Consider the following 6,658-nt stretch of genomic DNA (forward strand, 5'->3'; position numbering starts at 1 on the left):
CCATGGCTGGCGCTCTCTCCCATATCCGTGTGCTCGACCTCTCCCGTGTGCTGGCCGGCCCCTGGTCCGGGCAGATCCTCGCGGACCTGGGGGCCGAGGTAATCAAGGTCGAGCGGCCGGGCTCCGGCGACGACACCCGCGCCTGGGGGCCGCCCTACCTCAAGGGCGCCGACGGCCGGGACACCAGCGAGGCGGCCTACTTCCTCTCGGCCAACCGCAACAAACAGTCGGTGACCATCGACTTCACCCGACCCGAGGGCCAGAAGCTGGTTCGCGAGCTGGCGATGAAGTCCGACATCCTCATCGAGAACTTCAAGGTGGGCGGCCTGGCAGCCTATGGCCTGGACTACGAGTCGCTGAAGGCCATCAACCCGCGCCTCATCTATTGCTCCATCACCGGCTTCGGCCAGTTCGGCCCCTACGCCAAGCGCGCCGGCTACGACTTCATGATCCAGGGCCTTGGCGGGCTGATGAGCATCACGGGTCGCTCCGACCAGGAAGACGGTGCCGGGCCGGTCAAGGTGGGCGTGGCGCTGACCGACATCCTCACCGGGCTCTACTCCTCCGTCGCCATGCTCGCGGCCCTGGCTTCCCGCGAGATCAGCGGCAAGGGGCAGCACATCGACATGGCGCTGCTCGATGTACAGGTCGCCTGCCTGGCCAACCAGGCCATGAACTACCTGACCACGGGCAACCCGCCCCGCCGCCTGGGCAATGCCCATCCGAACATAGTCCCCTACCAGGACTTCCCCACGGCGGATGGTGATTTCATCCTCACCGTGGGCAATGACAGCCAGTTCCGCAAGTTTTGCGAGGTCGCCGGTCATCGGGAGTGGGCGGACGACTCGCGTTTTACAACAAACAAGGCGCGGGTGGCCCATCGCGCCGAGCTGATCCCCATGATCCGCCAGGCAACGGTCTTCAAGACCACCGCCGAGTGGGTCGCCGCGCTGGAAGAAGTAGGCGTACCCTGCGGACCGATCAACGACCTGGCCGCTGTCTTCGCCGATCCCCAGGTGCAGGCGCGGGGGCTGCGGGTCGAACTGGACCACCCCCTGGCCGGCATGGTGCCGCAGGTGGCCAGCCCCTTGCGTCTTTCCGATACCCCGGTGGAGTACCGGATGCCGCCGCCACTGTTGGGTGAGCACACCCGGGAAGTGCTCCAGCAGGTGCTGGGACTCGCGGCGGAGCAGGTGGATGCATTGCGCAAGGCGGAAGTTATCTAGGCTTCTTATATAGAGGCCCGCAAAGTGATTTGAAGATAATTTCAAAAGGGGGGTTTACAGCCCCCTTGGCTCATGTAGAATGCGCGCCTCGCTGACGGGGACCGAGGTTCTCGAAAGCGGTAAGCTGTTGAAGTGAAAAGAAATTTTCAAAATACAGCTTGACGGCAAGGCGGGGTGATGTAGAATGCGCCCCTCGCTGAAGCGACCAAGTCGCAGAAGCAGCAAGTGGTTGAGTAGAAAAGAAATTTTCGAAAAACAGCTTGACAGAAAGAAAGGCTGCTGTAGAATGCGCGGCCTCGGTTGAGACGAAAGACTCGGTCGAAACGCTCTTTAACAACTGAATCAAGCAATTCGTGTGGGTGCTTGTGAAGTAAGACTGGTAGTCAACTGATTATCAGCAACACAAGTAACACTCGTGAATTCGAGAGTTTATTTGCGATTGCTGAGCCAAGTTTAGGGTTTTCTCAAAACCCAAGCAGTATTGAACTGAAGAGTTTGATCATGGCTCAGATTGAACGCTGGCGGCAGGCCTAACACATGCAAGTCGAGCGGCAGCGGGTCCTTCGGGATGCCGGCGAGCGGCGGACGGGTGAGTAATGCCTAGGAATCTGCCTGGTAGTGGGGGATAACGTTCGGAAACGGACGCTAATACCGCATACGTCCTACGGGAGAAAGCGGGGGATCTTCGGACCTCGCGCTACCAGATGAGCCTAGGTCGGATTAGCTAGTTGGTGGGGTAAAGGCTCACCAAGGCGACGATCCGTAACTGGTCTGAGAGGATGATCAGTCACACTGGAACTGAGACACGGTCCAGACTCCTACGGGAGGCAGCAGTGGGGAATATTGGACAATGGGCGAAAGCCTGATCCAGCCATGCCGCGTGTGTGAAGAAGGTCTTCGGATTGTAAAGCACTTTAAGTTGGGAGGAAGGGCATTAACCTAATACGTTAGTGTTTTGACGTTACCGACAGAATAAGCACCGGCTAACTTCGTGCCAGCAGCCGCGGTAATACGAAGGGTGCAAGCGTTAATCGGAATTACTGGGCGTAAAGCGCGCGTAGGTGGTTCAGCAAGTTGGATGTGAAAGCCCCGGGCTCAACCTGGGAACTGCATCCAAAACTACTGAGCTAGAGTACGGTAGAGGGTGGTGGAATTTCCTGTGTAGCGGTGAAATGCGTAGATATAGGAAGGAACACCAGTGGCGAAGGCGACCACCTGGACTGATACTGACACTGAGGTGCGAAAGCGTGGGGAGCAAACAGGATTAGATACCCTGGTAGTCCACGCCGTAAACGATGTCGACTAGCCGTTGGGATCCTTGAGATCTTAGTGGCGCAGCTAACGCGATAAGTCGACCGCCTGGGGAGTACGGCCGCAAGGTTAAAACTCAAATGAATTGACGGGGGCCCGCACAAGCGGTGGAGCATGTGGTTTAATTCGAAGCAACGCGAAGAACCTTACCTGGCCTTGACATGCTGAGAACTTTCCAGAGATGGATTGGTGCCTTCGGGAACTCAGACACAGGTGCTGCATGGCTGTCGTCAGCTCGTGTCGTGAGATGTTGGGTTAAGTCCCGTAACGAGCGCAACCCTTGTCCTTAGTTACCAGCACGTTATGGTGGGCACTCTAAGGAGACTGCCGGTGACAAACCGGAGGAAGGTGGGGATGACGTCAAGTCATCATGGCCCTTACGGCCAGGGCTACACACGTGCTACAATGGTCGGTACAAAGGGTTGCCAAGCCGCGAGGTGGAGCTAATCCCATAAAACCGATCGTAGTCCGGATCGCAGTCTGCAACTCGACTGCGTGAAGTCGGAATCGCTAGTAATCGTGAATCAGAATGTCACGGTGAATACGTTCCCGGGCCTTGTACACACCGCCCGTCACACCATGGGAGTGGGTTGCTCCAGAAGTAGCTAGTCTAACCGCAAGGAGGACGGTTACCACGGAGTGATTCATGACTGGGGTGAAGTCGTAACAAGGTAGCCGTAGGGGAACCTGCGGCTGGATCACCTCCTTAATCGAAGACTTCAGCTTCTTCATAAGTTCCCACACGAATTGCTTGATTCAATTGCGAAGGCGATTGGGTCTGTAGCTCAGTTGGTTAGAGCGCACCCCTGATAAGGGTGAGGTCGGCAGTTCGAATCTGCCCAGACCCACCAATTGTCGCGGGGTCGTATGACCGGTTGACATTGGGGCCATAGCTCAGCTGGGAGAGCGCCTGCTTTGCACGCAGGAGGTCAGGAGTTCGATCCTCCTTGGCTCCACCACTCTCAGCGAAGCAGACCAAGAGCTCAGAATTGAATATCCGTGAATGGATATTGAATTCTGGACTTTGTTTCAGAATCGTTCTTTAAAAATTCGGGTATGTGATAGAAGTGACTGATTGATCGTTATCACTGGCGATCAGTTAGCTCAAGGTAAAATTTGCGAGTTCAAGCGCGAATTTTCGGCGAATGTCGTCTTCACGTTCGAGACAGATAACCAGATTGCTTGGGGTTATATGGTCAAGTGAAGAAGCGCATACGGTGGATGCCTTGGCAGTCAGAGGCGATGAAAGACGTGGTAGCCTGCGATAAGCTTCGGGGAGTCGGCAAACAGACTTTGATCCGGAGATCTCTGAATGGGGGAACCCACCTAGGATAACCTAGGTATCTTGTACTGAATCCATAGGTGCAAGAGGCGAACCAGGGGAACTGAAACATCTAAGTACCCTGAGGAAAAGAAATCAACCGAGATTCCCTTAGTAGTGGCGAGCGAACGGGGATTAGCCCTTAAGCTTCTTGGATTTTAGCGGAACGCTCTGGAAAGTGCGGCCATAGTGGGTGATAGCCCCGTACGCGAAAGGGTCCAGGAAGTGAAATCGAGTAGGACGGAGCACGTGAAACTTTGTCTGAATATGGGGGGACCATCCTCCAAGGCTAAATACTACTGACTGACCGATAGTGAACCAGTACCGTGAGGGAAAGGCGAAAAGAACCCCGGAGAGGGGAGTGAAATAGAACCTGAAACCGTATGCGTACAAGCAGTGGGAGCCTACTTTGTTAGGTGACTGCGTACCTTTTGTATAATGGGTCAGCGACTTATTTTCAGTGGCGAGCTTAACCGAATAGGGGAGGCGTAGCGAAAGCGAGTCTTAATAGGGCGTCTAGTCGCTGGGAATAGACCCGAAACCGGGCGATCTATCCATGGGCAGGTTGAAGGTTAGGTAACACTGACTGGAGGACCGAACCGACTACCGTTGAAAAGTTAGCGGATGACCTGTGGATCGGAGTGAAAGGCTAATCAAGCTCGGAGATAGCTGGTTCTCCTCGAAAGCTATTTAGGTAGCGCCTCACGTATCACTCCAGGGGGTAGAGCACTGTTTCGGCTAGGGGGTCATCCCGACTTACCAAACCGATGCAAACTCCGAATACCTGGAAGTGTCAGCGTGGGAGACACACGGCGGGTGCTAACGTCCGTCGTGAAAAGGGAAACAACCCAGACCGTCAGCTAAGGTCCCAAAGTTCTAGTTAAGTGGGAAACGATGTGGGAAGGCTTAGACAGCTAGGAGGTTGGCTTAGAAGCAGCCACCCTTTAAAGAAAGCGTAATAGCTCACTAGTCGAGTCGGCCTGCGCGGAAGATGTAACGGGGCTCAAACTAGACACCGAAGCTACGGGTTCGTCGCAAGACGAGCGGTAGAGGAGCGTTCTGTAAGCCTGTGAAGGTGAGTTGAGAAGCTTGCTGGAGGTATCAGAAGTGCGAATGCTGACATGAGTAACGACAATGGGTGTGAAAAACACCCACGCCGAAAGACCAAGGGTTCCTGCGCAACGTTAATCGACGCAGGGTGAGTCGGTCCCTAAGGCGAGGCAGAAATGCGTAGTCGATGGGAAACGGGTTAATATTCCCGTACTTCTAGTTACTGCGATGGGGGGACGGAGAAGGCTAGGCCAGCTTGGCGTTGGTTGTCCAAGTTTAAGGTGGTAGGCCGAACACTTAGGCAAATCCGGGTGTTCAAGGCCGAGAGCTGATGACGAGTGTTCCTTTGGAACACGAAGTGGTTGATGCCATGCTTCCAGGAAAAGCCTCTAAGCTTCAGGTAACTAGGAACCGTACCCCAAACCGACACAGGTGGTCGGGTAGAGAATACCAAGGCGCTTGAGAGAACTCGGGTGAAGGAACTAGGCAAAATGGCACCGTAACTTCGGGAGAAGGTGCGCCGGTGAGGGTGAAGCATTTACTGCGTAAGCCCATGCCGGTCGAAGATACCAGGCCGCTGCGACTGTTTATTAAAAACACAGCACTCTGCAAACACGAAAGTGGACGTATAGGGTGTGACGCCTGCCCGGTGCCGGAAGGTTAATTGATGGGGTTAGCGCAAGCGAAGCTCTTGATCGAAGCCCCGGTAAACGGCGGCCGTAACTATAACGGTCCTAAGGTAGCGAAATTCCTTGTCGGGTAAGTTCCGACCTGCACGAATGGCGTAACGATGGCGGCGCTGTCTCCACCCGAGACTCAGTGAAATTGAAATCGCTGTGAAGATGCAGTGTATCCGCGGCTAGACGGAAAGACCCCGTGAACCTTTACTGTAGCTTTGCACTGGACTTTGAGCCTGCTTGTGTAGGATAGGTGGGAGGCTTTGAAGCGAGGACGCCAGTTCTCGTGGAGCCAACCTTGAAATACCACCCTGGCATGCTTGAGGTTCTAACTCTGGTCCGTCATCCGGATCGAGGACAGTGTATGGTGGGCAGTTTGACTGGGGCGGTCTCCTCCTAAAGAGTAACGGAGGAGTACGAAGGTGCGCTCAGACCGGTCGGAAATCGGTCGTAGAGTATAAAGGCAAAAGCGCGCTTGACTGCGAGACAGACACGTCGAGCAGGTACGAAAGTAGGTCTTAGTGATCCGGTGGTTCTGTATGGAAGGGCCATCGCTCAACGGATAAAAGGTACTCCGGGGATAACAGGCTGATACCGCCCAAGAGTTCATATCGACGGCGGTGTTTGGCACCTCGATGTCGGCTCATCACATCCTGGGGCTGAAGCCGGTCCCAAGGGTATGGCTGTTCGCCATTTAAAGTGGTACGCGAGCTGGGTTTAGAACGTCGTGAGACAGTTCGGTCCCTATCTGCCGTGGACGTTTGAGATTTGAGAGGGGCTGCTCCTAGTACGAGAGGACCGGAGTGGACGAACCTCTGGTGTTCCGGTTGTCACGCCAGTGGCACTGCCGGGTAGCTATGTTCGGAAGAGATAACCGCTGAAAGCATCTAAGCGGGAAACTCGCCTCAAGATGAGATCTCACTGGGATCTTGAATCCCCTGAAGGGCCGTCGAAGACTACGACGTTGATAGGTCGGGTGTGTAAGCGCTGTGAGGCGTTGAGCTAACCGATACTAATTGCCCGTGAGGCTTGACCATATAACACCCAAACAATCTGCGGATTGTCGGTGCGAA

Annotated in this window: 1 protein-coding gene, 2 tRNA genes and 2 rRNA genes; all 5 read left to right on the forward strand. The window is 55.0% G+C overall.

The window, feature by feature from the left end; translation table 11 throughout:
• Positions 1-2: 2 nt before the first annotated feature.
• The 5 genes from E8F11_RS28125 to E8F11_RS28145 all read left to right on the forward strand — a co-directional run bounded on the left by E8F11_RS28125 (position 3) and on the right by E8F11_RS28145 (position 6,622).
• Positions 3-1,226 carry a CaiB/BaiF CoA-transferase family protein gene (locus tag E8F11_RS28125; RefSeq protein ID WP_280292196.1) on the forward strand — a complete coding sequence of 408 codons (1,224 nt, stop codon included), beginning with the start codon at positions 3-5 and terminating at the stop codon, positions 1,224-1,226.
• Between the two features lie 483 nt (positions 1,227-1,709).
• Positions 1,710-3,246, forward strand: a 16S ribosomal RNA gene (locus tag E8F11_RS28130).
• A 65-nt stretch (positions 3,247-3,311) separates the two neighbouring features.
• Positions 3,312-3,388: transfer RNA gene (locus E8F11_RS28135), tRNA-Ile, on the forward strand.
• Positions 3,389-3,420: 32 nt separating this feature from the next.
• Positions 3,421-3,496: transfer RNA gene (locus E8F11_RS28140), tRNA-Ala, on the forward strand.
• 235 nt (positions 3,497-3,731) lie between these two features.
• Positions 3,732-6,622: ribosomal RNA gene (locus tag E8F11_RS28145) — 23S ribosomal RNA — on the forward strand.
• The 16S and 23S rRNA genes sit together here with 2 tRNA genes alongside, the layout of an rRNA operon.
• Positions 6,623-6,658 lie beyond the last annotated feature (36 nt).

It is taken from the genome of Pseudomonas sp. BN417 (assembly GCF_029871205.1).
Classification (GTDB): Bacteria; Pseudomonadota; Gammaproteobacteria; order Pseudomonadales; family Pseudomonadaceae; genus Metapseudomonas.

Excerpts from the sequence above, each read along its gene's own strand:
- E8F11_RS28125 (WP_280292196.1), top strand. The coding sequence starts at position 3 with ATGGCTGGCGCTCTCTCCCATATCCGTGTGCTCGACCTCTCCCGTGTG.